16 protein-coding genes are annotated in these 16,352 nt (G+C 44.3%); 6 read left to right on the forward strand and 10 right to left on the reverse strand.

Annotation, left to right across the window (positions count from 1 at the left end):
- Window positions 1–53 precede the first annotated feature (53 nt).
- From ACHUFM_RS02890 to ACHUFM_RS02900, 3 genes are read right to left on the reverse strand one after another with little or no spacing between them, the layout of a single operon-like run.
- Window positions 54–377, reverse strand: a complete 324-nt coding sequence (locus ACHUFM_RS02890) for an AzlD domain-containing protein (RefSeq protein ID WP_394179381.1) — start codon at window positions 375–377, stop codon at window positions 54–56.
- Window positions 374–1,105: an AzlC family ABC transporter permease gene (locus ACHUFM_RS02895; RefSeq protein ID WP_394179383.1), complete on the reverse strand. Its 732-nt coding sequence runs from the start codon at window positions 1,103–1,105 to the stop codon at window positions 374–376. Before ACHUFM_RS02895 ends, ACHUFM_RS02890 begins: the two co-directional genes overlap by 4 nt.
- On the reverse strand, window positions 1,102–2,058 hold the full coding sequence (locus ACHUFM_RS02900) for a bifunctional helix-turn-helix transcriptional regulator/GNAT family N-acetyltransferase (RefSeq protein ID WP_394179384.1): 957 nt from the start codon (window positions 2,056–2,058) through the stop codon (window positions 1,102–1,104). Before ACHUFM_RS02900 ends, ACHUFM_RS02895 begins: the two co-directional genes overlap by 4 nt.
- A 183-nt stretch (window positions 2,059–2,241) precedes the next feature.
- Between ACHUFM_RS02900 and queC the strand changes: the two genes are divergently transcribed.
- From queC to ACHUFM_RS02920, 4 genes are all read left to right on the forward strand, one after another.
- Window positions 2,242–2,904 (forward strand): 7-cyano-7-deazaguanine synthase QueC, encoded by a 663-nt coding sequence (gene queC / locus ACHUFM_RS02905; RefSeq protein WP_394179386.1) that lies wholly within the window; start codon window positions 2,242–2,244, stop codon window positions 2,902–2,904.
- Between the two features lie 95 nt (window positions 2,905–2,999).
- Window positions 3,000–3,650, forward strand: a complete 651-nt coding sequence (gene queE / locus ACHUFM_RS02910; RefSeq protein WP_394179388.1) for a 7-carboxy-7-deazaguanine synthase — start codon at window positions 3,000–3,002, stop codon at window positions 3,648–3,650.
- 39 nt (window positions 3,651–3,689) lie between these two features.
- Entirely contained in the window at window positions 3,690–4,193 is a 504-nt protein-coding gene (locus ACHUFM_RS02915; protein WP_394179390.1) for a peptidylprolyl isomerase, read from the forward strand.
- A complete protein-coding gene (locus ACHUFM_RS02920; protein ID WP_394179392.1) occupies window positions 4,193–4,972 on the forward strand; it encodes a UDP-2,3-diacylglucosamine diphosphatase in 780 nt (259 codons plus the stop codon). Before ACHUFM_RS02915 ends, ACHUFM_RS02920 begins: the two co-directional genes overlap by 1 nt.
- Before the next feature lie 55 nt (window positions 4,973–5,027).
- On the opposite strand, the gene ACHUFM_RS02925 is transcribed toward ACHUFM_RS02920, so the two are convergent.
- Entirely contained in the window at window positions 5,028–5,339 is a 312-nt protein-coding gene (locus ACHUFM_RS02925) for a hypothetical protein (protein WP_394179394.1), read from the reverse strand.
- Between the two features lie 93 nt (window positions 5,340–5,432).
- Window positions 5,433–6,044 carry a MiaE family protein gene (locus ACHUFM_RS02930; RefSeq protein ID WP_394179396.1) on the reverse strand — a complete coding sequence of 204 codons (612 nt, stop codon included), beginning with the start codon at window positions 6,042–6,044 and terminating at the stop codon, window positions 5,433–5,435.
- 88 nt (window positions 6,045–6,132) lie between these two features.
- On the opposite strand from ACHUFM_RS02930, the gene ACHUFM_RS02935 reads away from it, so the two are divergent.
- Window positions 6,133–7,863 (forward strand): SUMF1/EgtB/PvdO family nonheme iron enzyme, encoded by a 1,731-nt coding sequence (locus tag ACHUFM_RS02935; RefSeq protein WP_394179398.1) that lies wholly within the window; start codon window positions 6,133–6,135, stop codon window positions 7,861–7,863.
- 199 nt (window positions 7,864–8,062) lie between these two features.
- Window positions 8,063–10,864: a bifunctional aconitate hydratase 2/2-methylisocitrate dehydratase gene (locus ACHUFM_RS02940; protein WP_394179400.1), complete on the forward strand. Its 2,802-nt coding sequence runs from the start codon at window positions 8,063–8,065 to the stop codon at window positions 10,862–10,864.
- 285 nt (window positions 10,865–11,149) lie between these two features.
- Here ACHUFM_RS02940 and hpf read toward each other — a convergent pair whose 3' ends face one another.
- The 5 genes from hpf to leuC form a co-directional block, all read right to left on the reverse strand.
- Window positions 11,150–11,542, reverse strand: a complete 393-nt coding sequence (hpf, locus tag ACHUFM_RS02945) for a ribosome hibernation-promoting factor, HPF/YfiA family (RefSeq protein ID WP_063334530.1) — start codon at window positions 11,540–11,542, stop codon at window positions 11,150–11,152.
- A gap of 343 nt (window positions 11,543–11,885) precedes the next feature.
- On the reverse strand, window positions 11,886–13,004 hold the full coding sequence (gene asd, locus ACHUFM_RS02950; protein ID WP_394179405.1) for an aspartate-semialdehyde dehydrogenase: 1,119 nt from the start codon (window positions 13,002–13,004) through the stop codon (window positions 11,886–11,888).
- A gap of 74 nt (window positions 13,005–13,078) precedes the next feature.
- Window positions 13,079–14,158 carry a 3-isopropylmalate dehydrogenase gene (leuB, locus tag ACHUFM_RS02955; protein ID WP_394179406.1) on the reverse strand — a complete coding sequence of 360 codons (1,080 nt, stop codon included), beginning with the start codon at window positions 14,156–14,158 and terminating at the stop codon, window positions 13,079–13,081.
- A 21-nt stretch (window positions 14,159–14,179) separates the two neighbouring features.
- The gene (gene leuD / locus ACHUFM_RS02960; protein ID WP_394179408.1) at window positions 14,180–14,830 is read right to left on the reverse strand and encodes a 3-isopropylmalate dehydratase small subunit; all 651 of its coding nucleotides are present in this window, start codon (window positions 14,828–14,830) and stop codon (window positions 14,180–14,182) included.
- A gap of 8 nt (window positions 14,831–14,838) precedes the next feature.
- Window positions 14,839–16,266, reverse strand: coding sequence for a 3-isopropylmalate dehydratase large subunit (gene leuC, locus ACHUFM_RS02965; RefSeq protein ID WP_394179410.1), 1,428 nt, complete (start codon window positions 16,264–16,266; stop codon window positions 14,839–14,841).
- Window positions 16,267–16,352 lie beyond the last annotated feature (86 nt).

Raw genomic sequence — 16,352 nt, forward strand, 5'->3', positions numbered from 1 at the left:
TGTATGGGAGATGGCTCAGCAAATTTCTTTTTACGTCATGCTGATTTCTGCGTTCACAAAGCATATCGAGCGACAAAAAACACCAAAACCCCAGTAACGATAGTCAACAACTGTTGCTGTCGAAAAATGCCCACTAAAAATGCCGCCATTGCCCCAAGTAACCAAGGGTTGTCAAGCGACACTTCCATTTCCCCACTGGGCATTAATACCATAGGAGTGATAATGGCTGTTAGCACCGCCACAGGCACATATTTTAAGCCCTGTTCGACATAACTCGGCATAGTCACCTTATGTGCACGCGCCAATAATACGAAGCGAACGCCAAAAGTAACAATGAACATACCCAAAATAATCATGACAGACTGCAAAACGCTCATGAATCCACTCCTTCAAACTGAGTCACACTCTCGTGACGTTTCTTTTTCTGCTCGGCAAAAAAGCCAACCAACACACCTATGACAGCTGAGCTCAATAGACCTAAATTATTGGGTAAATCCGCTAATAAAATAGAAGATACCGCTGCACTAAAAAGACACAGCCAAAAAGGTTGATTTTTTAAGTAAGGTGTAATAATCCCGATAAAGGTTGCCACCATTGCAAACTCCAAGCCCCACTCACTCATACCAGGAATCAATTCACCAGACAGTATGCCCAGCACCGTAGTGATATTCCACATGATATAAAACGCTAAAAACGATCCGAGATAGGCCTTATGTCCTGTTTTATCATTTAAAGTACCTACCGTATAAAGTGGCCTTACAGCCGCATAAGTTTCATCAATGAGCCCAAAGCCCATAATGAGTCGTGTTGAGAAAGGCAGATGTTTAACGTATTTGACCATATCTGCGGCATACAAAAGATGGCGCAGATTAACAATAAAAGTAGTGGACACAATTACCCATATCGGCGCATTAAGCGCAATTAACCCTAATGCAACAAACTGAGCAGAGCCAGCAAAAACAATGGCAGACATGGCAATGGCAAACCAAGGACTTAAACCATAACTTGACGCCAAGGAACCAAATAAAATCCCAAAAGGTATACCGCCAACGATCATAGGAATGGACGCCACAATACCAGTCTTGATGGATGCGAATGTGTTCAACTGTTTTCTCCCAATGTTTTTTCCATATATAAATCCGCTCTTTCGTATAAAGAGGTAAAGGGAACAGGCTTTACCACAAAACCATTTTTTTCATACAAAGACTTGGCCGCTAATAAGCAACTGGCCGTTTCCAAACACAGGGTCTTAACGCCTTGTTTATGAGCGGTTTGCAGACAATGACTTAACAAGCGCTGAGCAATCCCCATGCCCTGACAATGATCAGCAACAGCAAGTTTTAAAATCTCACCGACATTGTCTGAATGAGGCCTGAAAGCAAGACAACCTAACACAGACTCTTCTCCCTCTCGATCACACACAGCCAACCATATTCGTCCGTTATGTTCAGCCATCCACTGCATAGGCGATTGCAATAAAGCAAGATCATGCTGATTGATTTGCTCTGGAAAATAGCGCTGAAGCCAACGCATATTTAAATCACAGAAAGCCAACTGGTGCGTTTTAGATTGCAATTCCACCAATTTGATAGCGGACAACCGATCCAATACCTTTTTCGCCACACCGTCCGTTAAAACTTGCTGCTCCAAATTTACTAAAGCGGTCATAAAATCATCGCTTGAAAAGGACAGCATGCGTTCTAATACTTGCTGCATCTCTAATAAAATTGGCTCAACCTTCTCCATTGCTTGCTTCCCAATTGGCGACAAGGTCAACATGGCCCGACGCTGATCATGTGGATCCTGAACTTTTTCCAATAAAGATTCCCCCAGCATTTTACTGATCTGCTTACTTACCGCGGGGTGACTCAAATGAAGACGATCTGCTATATCTGTGACAGACAAGGCCCCTTCCACTTGCAACAAACGCAATATTGGAAAATAGGTCGATGAAATTGGGATCTCACAATACCCATAAATTTCTTGGACTTGCGCAAATAGATAATCACTTAAACGCTTTAATCGACTGCCCAATGTCAGTACACCAAACTGCTCCATATACACTTCCTCACATCCAAAAACAGCCGCCTCGAAACGGAATCATAACAAGCTTTTTCATTTTGCGTAACCGGTTACGCATATTTCATGGGAAAGATTAATTTAAAGCCTCGTAAGCTCTCGTTTGATGTCCGCAACCTCTGCTATACTCCGCCACCCATTTACTCACACTGGAGACACAAAATGTCAGAAAAAGCCGTCGTGGTATATTCAGGCGGAATGGACTCATTCACTGTGCTAAATACCGCTATACAAGAAGGACTAGAAGTCTATGCACTATCCTTTAACTATGGCCAAAAGCATAATAAAGAGCTTGAGGTCGCTGCTCAGGTTTGCCAAAACTTAAACATTCCACATAAAATCGTTGATATCACCGCAATCAACAGCTTGATGGCAAATTCATCACTTACCAGTGACGAAGACATTCCTGAAGGCCACTATGAAAGCGACAGCATGAAGTCTACTGTCGTACCAAATCGCAACATGGTGCTGCTGTCTATGGCCATCGCTTATGCGGTATCGTTAGAAGCCGGTAAGGTTTATTACGGTGCCCATTCCGGCGACCACCACATTTACCCAGATTGCCGACCAGAATTTGTCGACGCCATGAATGCCGTCGCACAAATAGCCAATTATCAGGCAGTCGATATTGTCACGCCTTTCTTACATTCATCGAAAGGTGACATTTTGAAAGCGGGTTTAGACATGGGATTAAATTACGGTAACACTTGGACTTGCTATAATGGTCGCGAAAAATCGTGCGGTAAATGCGGAGCTTGCCATGAGCGCTTAGAAGCCTTTGCCGAACAAGGTAAAACTGACCCTCTAGAATACGAATTAAACTAAACCTGCTCTAACACTTGGCTTTTGTTCCACAAACGTCCAAGTCATTAGGTGATAACCCTACCTCGACTGTTTTTCGAGGCGCATAAGGTAAACACATGTACTCTATAAAAGAAGCCTTTTACTCACTGCAAGGAGAAGGCGCACATGCTGGACGCCCAGCATTATTCTGCCGTTTTACGGGCTGCAACCTATGGTCAGGCCTAGAAAAAACACGCGTCCAATCCGACTGCCAATTCTGTGATACAGACTTCATCGGCACCGATGGACAAAATGGTGGTAAATTTCGTTCTGCTGAATTATTGCTCAAACACCTCAACTTATTATGGCCCGCCCAGCAAGAACACAAATACGTAGTGTTCACTGGCGGCGAACCCGCGCTGCAATTAGACGAGACATTAATTAATACCATGAAACTGGCAGGCTATACGATCGCCATTGAGACCAATGGCACTCTACCTTTACCGAAAGGGATTGATTGGATTTGCGTCAGTCCTAAAACCAATAAACCTTTAGTGGTTAACAAAGGGAATGAGCTAAAGCTTGTCTATCCACAGCATCATTTGCAACCAAGTCTATTTGAAACCCTAGCCTTTGATCATTTTTACCTTCAGCCCATGGATCAAAGCCACTTAGCTGAGGGACAAATTCCATTACAAGACACGCAAGCGGCCACTTTAAATTATTGTTTAGCACATCCAAGGTGGCGTCTAAGCCTACAAACACATAAAATGCTCAACATCGATTAGCTGTCCAAATTTAGACTGATATAAAATAAGGAATAAAACATGATTATTTTACACACCAACCACGGCGATATTCAGATTGAACTTGATTACGAAAAAGCGCCTAAGACAGCAAAAAACTTTGAAGAATACGTGACTTCTGGTTTTTATGACGGCGTCATTTTCCACCGCGTTATCAATGGTTTCATGGTACAAGGCGGTGGTTTTGAGCCTGGCATGACCCAGAAAGAAACTCGTGCTCCGATTGAAAACGAAGCCGATAATGGTCTGACGAACGACGTCGGCACACTGGCAATGGCTCGTACAATGGACCCACATTCTGCTTCCGCTCAGTTCTTCATCAATGTTGCGGATAACAGTTTCCTAAATCACCGCAGCAAAACACCTGATGGCTGGGGTTACGCTGTTTTTGGTAAAGTAGCGGCTGGCATGGATGTGGTAAACAAAATCAAAGAAGTGAGCACAACCGTTAAAGCTGGCCACCAAGACGTGCCAACTGACGATGTCATCATTGAGTCCGCTGAGTTGGTAAAAAGCGAAGGCTAATGACTCGATTCTTTATTTCAGATTTGCATCTGAGTGACAAACGCCCGGACCTTATCCGGGCGTTTGTTCAAATGATGGATGAACTTAAGACGCATAAAACGCCTTCTGAGCTGTACCTTCTGGGGGATTTTTATGAGGCGTGGATTGGTGATGATTATCAGCCTGAATGGAATCAACCCATTGAACTTGCCTTAGCCGAATTATCTCAAGCGGGTTGGCAAATATACTTCCTACACGGCAATCGCGATTTTTTAATTGGACAAGCTTGGTTAGCACGTATTGGGGCGACACTGCTTGATGAACAGAGTGAACTCACTCTTGAAAAGGGTAAGCTACTCTTGTCTCATGGGGATGAATACTGTTTAGCCGACACGGAATATCAAGCCTTTCGTCGCACTGTGCGCTCAAGCGCTTGGCAGGAACAAATCCTAAGCTTACCGATCGAGCAGCGCATTGCATTAGCTGCACAGTTACGCAATGACAGCCAAGCCATGGCGACAGAAAAAACCATGAGTATTATGGATGTAACGGAACAAGCTGTGATCGATTCATTGCAACAGCATAGGTGCACGGCCATTATTCATGGCCACACACACCGACCAGACATTCACTTTAATGGCCAATATGTACGCTGCGTACTTGGTGACTGGGACAGCAAAGTCTGGTTTGCCGAGCTAAAGCAAGATCAATTTACTCAATCTAATGCAAGTGTTGAGGTCTTTTTAAAACAAGGTCTCAATGCTCTGCAAATGGTTCATCAACAAACGCTTTTTCATTAGCGCACAAAAAAACCAGTAAGCAAGCTTACTGGTTTTTTATTAAGTCTGTTTGCACTCATCGCCCTAATAATTCTTTCACCCAAGCCGTCTCCTGTGTTTGACGCGAGCGGTCAAACTCAAGGTTACGATGATGCAACATGGCAATCGCTCTGAAGAAGGCATTATTTACCATCACTGGTGACAACTTAACACCATGCTCTTGCCACCAATAATGCTGCGCCTTACTGGTTAACACTTGATATAAATAATCCAACTCCATTGAGCCGCGGTACATCACATCCAAATCAACTACCGGATCGACTTTTGCGATTTCCAGCGCCAACCAATAGGTCACGTCGGGTAAGGTTTCACTTTTTTGCGAGCTCATAAGCCACTCTCCTAACGAGATTACATTATGAGTTTAGCAGCTCACTTCCTTGCCAATGTTAAAAACCGAAATGGCTTTGTGCTAATTTGTAATTTATGCGGCACCCGGCGGACCACTGTGTACACGGAACTCAAGGTCAGGTTCGGTAATCAATTGATGCTCCAACTCACGGAAAAACGCGACTCGCTCATCAATGGATTCATTCGCGTATTCTTCAGCTAAGGCAAGATAATCTTCAAAATGACGTGCCTCAGATTTCAGCAAGGAAATATAGAACTTGGACAACTCCTCATCTAGATGAGGGGCAAGTGCAGCGAAACGCTCACAAGAGCGGGCTTCCACAAACGCACCAATAATTAAAGTGTCAACCAAACGAGCCGGCTCATGGGTGCGAATATGCTTCCGCAATCCATCAGCATAACGAGATGCCGTTAGATGCTCATAAGCCACACCACGATTTCGCATGAGTTTATGAACTTGCTCAAAATGCAATAACTCCTCACGAGCCAATCGAGACATCTTATGCAAAAGATTATCGCGATCCACATAGCGATACATTAAGCTCATGGCCGTTGAAGCCGCTTTTTTCTCACAATGAGCGTGATCATTTAAAAGTAAGCTTTGGTTTTCTAAGGCCCATTTCACCCAAGCTTCAGGCGATTGGCATGGAAGAAACGCGACAAGCTCAGGGTACGCGGATAACATTAGTCTACCTTTTTGTGTTAAAAAACGAGATTATACTAGGTATTCGCCATTTAGGCAGCAACGTCTTGATTTGGAAATCAATTTCGTAATGAATGAATTTTATCAACCGACAAAATTAAAAATTGGCCAACATGTTGGCGTTGAGCTAGACCCTTACATTTTGAACTACCCTATGGACAGCCAAAAAACCACTTGGGTGGCCGATCAGGGTGGCCGTCCATTTGTGCTGCGCTTTTATCAATCAGACAAAGGCAAGGTAGAAGACTTCTTACAAAATGCTCGCAAATATACCAGCATAAAGCATCCAGCAATCACACCTAACTACCCACCTTTTTATTCAAATTTATGGGTATTTTCTTGCTCGGCTGTCTGTGGCGGTGAAAATCTTTACAGCTTTCTAGGCAAGTACCCAGATGGCGCACCGCTCAATGTGGTAATTGGTCTATTAGATGGTATAGCAAAAGCATTAGATCAAGCTCACAACAACAACTTATTTCATGGTCATCTTGACCTGTCGTCTGTTCAAGTCGTCAATGGCATTGGCATTATGACGGGGTTTGGTGCGCATAATTGGATGCAGCAAATCGATGACAAAGACATGGATGCTCGCTTTATTCCACCGGAATACCACAAACAAGACCAAAAAAAATCTCCTGCGGCGGATCGCTACGCTTTCATACGCCTTTTAATGGCAGCATTGTTGGGAGAATCCATACTCGATAAAAACCTTCCCTCCGACCTGCCAGAGTCACATCCGCTATTAAGCGATAACACTTGGCAAAAGCTACTCAAATGGTCACGCGAAAGCGAACAGGCCAGACCTAAAAATCTCACTGAAGTGATACGTCTGATTCGGGCAAATCTCTACAAACCAGACACTCAAGGAGAGTCGGCTTTCAAGACCTTCATCCGACGCCAGGCAAAAAAGATCAACAAAAAACGGATCGCGTTTTGCGCTGCCACTCTTGCCAGCCTACTGTTAGCGCTAGTCTTTTGGCCAGAACCAACTCAAGACAAAAAACTAATTCAACCAGCGCCAGCTAAAACGGTAAAACAAGAAACCCCTTTTGAAAAACTTCCGAAGGTACTTGAGGAACCACTGGCAACTGGCGGCACCGCTCCCAAGGTTGAGAAAATCCCTCCTGCTACTTTTTTAATGGGCGATCAAAACCGCTTTGGAGATGACAATGAAAAACCGGTTCACGAAGTGGATATTCCTAATGGTTTTTACATTAGCAAATACGAAGTAACCTTCGCTCAATATGACAAATTTGCTCAGGCCACTGACCGCCCTCTTCCCCCCGATAATGGTTGGGGGCGTGGCACAAGACCTGTGATTAATGTCAGTTGGTACGATGCTAAAGCCTATGCTGCATGGCTATCAGAGCAAACAAGTCAAGAGTATCGACTACCGACGGAAATCGAATGGGAATACTCAGCACGAGCCGATTCTAATACCGCATTCTGGTACGGAAATGAGGTGAAACCGGGTTATAGTGTTTGCGATAGCTGTGGCAGTCAATGGGATGCCGTTTCTACTGGCCCAGTAGGTAGCCAAGCTAGCAATCCTCTGGGGCTGTTCGACATGCATGGCAATGTCGCTGAATGGATCGAAGACTGTTACCACGATTCTTATGAAGGCGCACCAACGAGCAATCAAGTCTGGTTAGACAATCAATGTGATAATCGCGTCTTACGTGGCGGCTCATGGTTCGACATTCCAAGAGTTGGTAGAAGCGCAACACGCTATCGCGCACAACCAGATTTAAAGGCCAGCAACTGGGGATTTCGGGTGGTGAGAGTGATTCGAACCCTCTAAAAATACATGTTTGCTAAATCAGAATAATTCCACTAAATGTCACCTATTCGAAATTGTTATGGCCCCGCCGCACTCTTATCAGGGTTTTTCCTATAATATAAGTAGGGTTAAACGTATAGAGTTGTTTTACTTCATGGTCTGGCAGCGGGCCATTTATAAATACGTAATATTTTCGCGAATTAAAGTCCAGAGGTGTTATATGAGCCTGTATCAAGCATACTTGCAAGAAATTGAAGACCGTAAGGGTGAAGGGTTACACCCAAAACCAATCGACGGCGGTGAATTATTGTCTGAAATCATCGCTCAAATCAAAGATACTAAAAACGAACACCGAGAAGACTCTCTCAACTTCTTTATTTACAATACCTTACCAGGCACCACCAGCGCCGCTGTTGTGAAAGCCAAATTCCTAAAAGAAATCATTCTTGGTGAAGAGTCTGTTGCAGAAATCTCTGTAGAACAAGCATTTGAATTTCTTTCACACATGAAAGGCGGACCATCTGTTGAAGTACTGATCGACCTTGCTCTTGCCGATGATGCTGAAATAGCGACGGCATCTGCTGAAGTATTGAAGACACAAGTTTTCTTGTACGAAGCGGACATGGAACGACTTGAAACAGCTTACAAAGCTGGCAACAGCATCGCAAAAGACATCTTAGAAAGCTACGCCAAAGCTGAATTTTTTACTAAATTGCCTGAAATCGAAGAGAAAATCGAAGTCGTCACCTACATCGCAGGTGAAGGCGATATCTCTACCGATCTATTATCTCCGGGCAACCAAGCTCACTCTCGTGCCGATCGTGAATTACACGGTAAATGCATGATCTCTCCAGAAGGCCAACAAGAAATTGTTGCCCTAAAAGAGAAGCATCCGAACGCTAAAGTCATGTTGATTGCTGAAAAAGGCACCATGGGTGTTGGTTCTTCACGTATGTCTGGCGTTAACAACGTCGCGCTATGGGCCGGTGAACAAGCAAGTCCTTATGTACCATTTGTTAACTTTGCACCAGTGGTTGCGGGTACGAATGGCATTTCTCCCATTTTCTTAACAACCGTTGGTGTGACCGGTGGTATCGGCATCGACCTTAAAAACTGGGTTAAGAAAGTAGATGAGAATGGCAAGACTGTCGTTGATGCGAATGGCGACCCGATTCTAGAAGAAGCTTACTCTGTTGCAACTGGCACTGTTCTTACGATCGATACGAAGAAGAAGAAGTTGTACAACGGTGACAAAGAGCTAGTAGACATCTCTGATTCTTTCAGCCCTCAAAAAGTTGAATTCATGCGTGCTGGCGGCTCTTACGCTGTTGTCTTCGGTAAGAAACTACAAACGTTTGCAGCTGAAACCCTAGGCATTGAAGCGCCGCAGGTTTATGCACCTTCTAAAGAAATTTCCGTTGAAGGCCAAGGCTTAACCGCTGTTGAGAAAATCTTCAACAATAACGCTGTTGGTGTTAACTCAGAAACGCCACTACATGCAGGCTCTGACGTTCGCGTTAAAGTAAACATTGTTGGCTCTCAGGATACGACTGGCCCAATGACAGCCCAAGAGCTGGAATCTATGGCAGCGTCTGTTATCTCTCCTATCGTGGACGGCGCTTACCAATCTGGTTGTCACACCGCATCGGTTTGGGACAGCAAAGCACAAGCCAACATTCCTAAGCTAATGAGCTTCATGAGCAACTTCGGTTTGATCACGGCACGCGATCCAAAAGGTGTTTACCCACCAATGACCGACGTTATCCATAAAGTATTGAATGACATCACAGTGGATGATCGTGCCATCATCATCGGCGGTGACTCTCACACCCGTATGTCTAAAGGTGTGGCGTTCGGTGCTGACTCAGGTACGGTAGCACTTGCTCTAGCAACAGGTGAAGCAGCAATGCCGATCCCTGATTCTGTTAAAGTAACTTTTAAAGGCCACATGAAGAGCCATATGGACTTCCGTGATGTGGTACACGCCACTCAGGCGCAAATGCTTAAGCAATTTGGCGGCGAGAACGTGTTCCAAGGTCGCATCATCGAAGTACACATTGGTACGCTACTGGCTGACCAAGCCTTCACTTTCACAGACTGGACTGCAGAGATGAAAGCGAAAGCGTCAATCTGTATTTCCACTGACGACACACTTGTTCAATCACTTGAATTGGCGAAGAGCCGTATTCAAATCATGATTAACAAAGGCATGGAAAACGAAGCAAAAACCCTTCATGGTTTGATCGCGTTGGCTGACAAGCGCATTGCAGGCATCAAGTCTGGCGAACAACCAGCCCTAGCCCCTGACAACAATGCAAAATATTTTGCAGAAGTAGTAGTGGACCTAGACGAAATATCTGAGCCAATGATCGCTGACCCAGATGTAAACAACGATGATGTATCTAAACGCTACACTCATGACGTGATTCGTCCTGTGTCTTTCTACAAAGACAAGCCTGTCGACTTAGGCTTCGTTGGCTCTTGTATGGTTCATAAAGGTGACATGCAAATCATCGCACAAATGCTTCGTAACATTGAAGCGAAGCAAGGCAGCGTCTCTTTTAAAGCGCCACTTGTCGTTGCTCCACCTACCTATAACATCGTTGATGAGTTAAAAGCAGAAGGCGATTGGGATATTCTTAAAAAATATGCTGGCTTTGAGTTCGATGATAGCAAACCCAAATCCGTTGCCCGTACTAAGTATGAAAACATTTTGTACTTAGAGCGTCCTGGATGTAATTTGTGTATGGGTAACCAAGAGAAAGCAGAACCAGGTGATACCGTTATTGCCACTTCTACTCGCTTATTCCAAGGTCGTGTAGTCGCTGACTCTAACGAGAAGAAAGGTGAATCTCTACTGGGCTCTACTCCACTGGTCGTACTATCAACTGTGTTGGGCCGCTTCCCATCAATGGATGAATACCTATCTGCCGTGGACGGAATCAATCTGACAGATTTTGCGCCACCATTAGAAGATATGACGACCGCTCCAGCGGAATTAATTGCTGTTAGCAGCAACTAGGTCAACCTTCTACATTTGTTCATTTTGAACAAATTTAAAAAGCCGATACTGGAGAACAGTATCGGCTTTTCTGTTATGTCACCACCGCAAAATCGAATTCATTAACGTTCACGTTAACAGTGCATTACCCCATTATTCATTCTCACCATATTATGATCATAGGCGGCATTCTATCCACCTTAAGAAAGAAGCCTGATGGAGACCTCTAAGGATGAGTCGAAGCCCATCAAAGAGACATTAAAAAGCCCCGCAAAAGCGAGGCTAAGTCTGATGTGAATGGGTTAATTAAATTACTTCTCGTTCCACGAGCTCGTCAAATTCGGCTTGCATTTGCCTTTCTGTATGACTCTCTACATCCTTAGCATTGATGTGATGCTGTCGGCCAGAGTGTTTCGCTTTGTGTTTAATTAACTGTTTTTCCAATTTACCAACTAAAAGGTCTAAGGCGGGTTTAAGTTGCTTATCTGTCTTAACGGTTGCAAATAAGTCATGGCCAGGAATATGAACACTGGCTTCTACAATAAGTTCATGGATCTCATGCTTTTCAGTATTTAAAATCACTTTGATGCTGGTTATCTGATTGTTGATTCGCCCCAAGTGATCCATTTTTTCTTTGACTACTTGTTGTACTTCTTCACCAGATTGGACATGGTGACCGCTGATATTCAATGTATACATATAGCATTTTCCTTCTGTTTTAGTCAGACGTTTAGTTTGTTTATTATCAATCCTCCTCTTGCCTTCCTATTATTAATCTAGGGATGATTGCATCTAATTTCAATCCCAATAATGTAAATACTTGCTCAAGATCATGTAGACAAAGGGTGAATGTTCATCTGCGGCAAATCCTCTATGCCTTTAAGAGAACAGTTTCTAACGCTATCGTTTCAGTTTAGCAGGACAAGCCTCAGTCATCACAAATTTATGTAATTTAATTTTAATGAAAGGATGCTAAAGCAAAACTAATAGGCAAAAAAAAGCACAGCTCAAAAGCTGTGCTTTTCGTAATCATTCTGCAGAACTAGTTGTCAAGCAAGATACGCAGCATGCGACGAAGTGGCTCTGCCGCTCCCCACAATAGCTGATCCCCTACAGAGAAAGCACTGATGTATTCAGGCCCCATGTTCAGTTTACGAATACGTCCTACTGGAATGTCTAACGTACCGGTTGCCACTGTTGGCGTTAATTGTTCCATTGTTGCTTGCTTATCATTGGCTACGACACGTACCCAATCATTATGCTCAGCCAACAAACCTTCAATATCTGTAACAGGAATGTCCTGGTTAAGCTTGATGGTAAAGGCTTGACTATGGCAACGCATGGCACCGATACGAACGCACAAACCGTCTACTGGAATAATATTTGACGTATTGCCAAGAATTTTATTCGTCTCAGCTTGCGCCTTCCACTCTTCACGACTTTGACCGTTATCTAACTGTGCATCGATATAAGGTATCAAGCTACCCGCCAATGGCACACCAAATTGATCGACAGGCATATCCGCTGAACGCATTTTTTCTGCGACTTTACGGTCAATGTCGAGGATCGCACTCGCTGGGTCAGCTAACTCACTGGCGACGGCACCTTGTAACATGCCCATTTGGTTGATCAATTCACGCATATGACGAGCACCGCCACCAGAAGCTGCCTGATAGGTCATGGATGTCATCCATTCGATATGACCTTTTTCAAACAACCCACCAAGGGCCAATAACATCAAACTAACGGTACAGTTGCCACCAACAAAGGTTTTTACGCCATCCTGCAAACCTTGCTTGATGACATTTTGGTTCACTGGATCCAATACGATGATGGCATCTTTGTCCATACGTAATGAAGAAGCCGCATCAATCCAGTACCCCTTCCAACCAGCATTACGCAACTGAGGGTAAATCTCCTTGGTATAATCACCACCCTGACAGGTGATAATAATGTCCATTTTCTTCAAAGACTCGATGTCTTTTGCATCTTGAAGTAATGGAATATCTTTACCAATTTCTGGCCCTTTCTGCCCCGTTTGTGACGTGGTGAAAAAAACTGGATCAATGTGATCAAAGTCATTTTCAGCCAACATACGTTGCATCAGTACGGAACCAACCATTCCGCGCCAACCGACTAAACCTACAGTGTTTTTTGACATGGTTTTCTACCTTTTTTTTGTGGGGTCACTCATACCAAGAGCAATATCCCGAATGAATGCTTAACGGTCTATTGTTAAGCCTTTAATGCTGCCAGAACCGCATCACCCATGGCTTGCGTACTAACAGTTGTACAGCCTTCAGACGCAATGTCTGACGTTCTCAACCCTTGGTCAAGAACCTTACTAACGGCCGCTTCAATCGCATCTGCAGCGGGTTTAGCCGCCAAAGAATAGCGCAACATCATAGCAACAGACAAAATCGTTGCCAATGGATTCGCAACGCCCTGTCCAGCAATATCTGGTGCAGATCCATGGCATGGCTCATACATGCCTCGTCCTTCTGCATTAAGAGAGGCAGACGGTAACATACCGATCGAACCTGTCAACATGGCTGCAGCGTCAGAAAGGATATCACCAAACATGTTGCCAGTAACCATTACATCAAACTGTTTTGGCGCCTTAACCAACTGCATAGCAGCATTATCTACTAACATATGCGTTAATTCGACATCCGGATACTCTTTGGCCACTTCTTCCATGACTTCTTTCCATAAGACAGTGACTTCAAGCACGTTGGATTTATCAATGGAGCAGACACGTTTACCGCGTTGACGAGCCGCTTCGAATGCTGAACGAGCAATACGACGAATCTCGGATTCACTGTATACATAAGTATTAAAGCCTTCACGCTCACCATTCTCTAAAGTGCGAATGCCTCGTGGTTGGCCAAAATAAATACCGCCCGTTAACTCACGTACAATCAAGATATCCAAACCCGCGACAATCTCTGGCTTCAAACTGGAAGCATCGGCCAACTGTGGGTATAAAATAGCAGGACGCAAATTAGAAAAAAGTTCTAAATTAGAACGTAATCCTAAAAGACCTTTTTCGGGACGCACAGCCATGTCTAAACCATCCCACTTGGGTCCACCAACAGCACCCAGTAGAATTGCATCAGCAGCTTTCGCCTTTGCTAATGTTGCTTCAGGTAACGGCGAGCCCGTTTCGTCGTATGCAGAACCACCTACTAAAGCACTTTCGTGCTCAATACCCAATGAAAAGGCATCATTAACCGCATCTAAAACGCGAACAGCTTGCTCAACGATTTCTGGACCAATGCCGTCACCAGGCAAGACCAATACTTTTTTTGTCATTACGAATCCTTATTAATTGAATTACTGTTCACGGCTTAAAAATAACCAAGGAGCGTCATTCATTCGCTTCTCTTCATAGCGACGAATGCTTTCTTCCTGCTGTAGTGTTAGACCAATATCATCCAAACCATTTAACAAACAATGTTTACGAAATTGATCTACCACAAATTCAAACTTAGCGCCTGATGGTGAGGTCACTGTTTGATTTTCAAGATCGACGTCAATTTGAGCACCTTCTTTCGCATCGACTTCAGCAAACAGTTGATCAACTTCTTCTGCATCTAAAACAATGGGTAATAGACCATTTTTAAAACAGTTATTGTAAAAAATATCGGCAAAACTTGGCGCTATAATAGAACGAATTCCATAATCATCCAGCGCCCAAGGTGCGTGTTCACGGCTCGAACCACAGCCGAAGTTCTGACGCGCCAATAAAACACTGGCACCGGCATATCTAGGTTGATTTAACACAAAGTCATGGCGCAATGGACGACCTTCACACGATTGGTCTGGTTGCCCTTCGTCTTCATAGCGCAATTCATCAAATAAGTTTTTACCGAATCCCGTGCGCTTGATGGACTTCAAAAACTGCTTCGGAATGATCATGTCAGTGTCAACGTTTGCCAAATCCAAAGGAGCCGCCAAACCTGTGTGTTTTGTAAAGGGACGCATATTCTCTCCTAGTGTTTCACAAATTCGCTAACGTCAACGAAATGGCCCGCTATCGCCGCAGCGGCCGCCATGGCAGGACTGACTAAATGGGTACGTCCACCAAAACCTTGTCGACCTTCAAAATTACGATTAGAAGTAGAGGCACAATGTTCGCCGTTACCTAATTTATCTGCGTTCATCGCCAAACACATTGAACATCCAGGCTCACGCCACTCAAGACCCGCCGCTTCGAAAATCTCATGCAGACCTTCCTTTTCAGCTTGGGCCTTCACTAAGCCAGAGCCAGGAACGACAATCGCTTGTTTCAAGCTAGAAGCGACTTTACGCCCTTTCACAACTTCCGCAGCGATACGCAGATCTTCTATACGAGAATTTGTGCAAGAACCGATAAACACGCGATCCAAGGTCACATCTGCTAAAGTTGTTTTACCTTCTAGCCCCATGTATTTCCAAGCACGGGCATAACCTTCTTTTTTCACTGGATCCACTTGGTCTTCAGGACGAGGAATCGCCTCATCAATGGCAATGACCATTTCAGGTGAGGTTCCCCAAGTCACTTGAGGCTTGATGTCTTCCGACTTAATGACCACTACCTCATCAAACTGAGCGTCTTTGTCTGACACTAAATCTTGCCATGCTGCCACAGCCATATCCCAATGCTCACCCTTTGGCGAATAAGGACGATTTTTAACGTATTCGATCGTAGTATCATCGACCGCAATTAGGCCAACACGAGCCCCAGCTTCAATGGCCATATTACAGACGGTCATACGACCTTCCATCGACAAAGACTGAATTCCTGTACCACCAAACTCAATGGCATACCCTGTACCACCAGCAGTACCAATCGCACCAATAATAGCAAGTACCACGTCTTTCGCAGATACCCAAGGTGACAATTCACCGTCAACGCGAACCAACATATTACGGCTTTTCTTTTGCACCAAACACTGAGTCGCTAACACATGTTCAACTTCAGACGTCCCGATACCATGGGCCAACGCCCCAAATGCACCGTGTGTCGACGTATGGGAGTCACCACAGACAACCGTCATACCTGGTAAAGTAGCACCTTGCTCTGGCCCAACAACGTGCACAATGCCCTGACGAATGTCTTTCATATTGAATTCAGTAATACCAAATTCGTTACAGTTTTCATCCAGTGTCGTCACTTGGATCTTCGACACAGGGTCTTCAATACCATCAACGCCTGAAATACGCTCATGCTTGGTTGTTGGTACATTATGATCCGGTGTCGCCAAACTGGCTGAGGTACGCCATGGTTTACGACCCGCCAAACGCAAGCCTTCAAATGCTTGTGGTGATGTCACTTCGTGTAGTAACTGTAAGTCGATATAAATCAACGCACTACCGTCATCTCGTTGTTGGACAAGGTGGGTATCCCACAATTTGTCGTAAAGGGTTTTACCAGCCATAAGTTCTCTCCTAAAAATCTTATTGCGCTATCCTAAAACTTTGGCTTAAATTACTCAAATTCATATTTTTCATGTTTTGGATTATT

Source organism: Marinomonas posidonica, assembly GCF_043643765.1.
Classification (GTDB): Bacteria; Pseudomonadota; Gammaproteobacteria; order Pseudomonadales; family Marinomonadaceae; genus Marinomonas; species Marinomonas posidonica_A.